This window comes from Vibrio jasicida CAIM 1864 = LMG 25398, from assembly GCF_000400365.1.
In the GTDB taxonomy this organism is placed as follows: domain Bacteria; phylum Pseudomonadota; class Gammaproteobacteria; order Enterobacterales; family Vibrionaceae; genus Vibrio; species Vibrio jasicida.
In genome coordinates this window covers 1-211 of record NZ_BAOG01000117.1, presented here as the reverse complement: position 1 = coordinate 211, position 211 = coordinate 1, and the positions used below count along the sequence as shown (strand labels likewise).

At 46.9% G+C, this 211-nt stretch carries 1 pseudogene; it reads right to left on the bottom strand.

Annotated features, from left to right (window positions below):
- A pseudogene (locus VJL_RS23825) lies at nucleotides 1-211 on the bottom strand (hypothetical protein); the annotation flags it as partial.

Sequence of the window (211 nt, the reverse complement as noted above, 5' to 3'; positions counted from 1 at the left end):
ACGTCTAACGTCGTATTCCATTTACCCAATGCAGCCGCTGTCGTGGTTTGCGTGACTTCTTTATTGTCCGTATCGACCGCTTTGATGGTCAATGTATCTGTGGTTTCGAAGCGTGTGCTATTACCACTGACGACAACGCTTGCAGCGCCCGTTTCGTTAACATCATTGATATTTTCAACGGTTAAGGTTGGGATCATCGCCAACGCTTTAG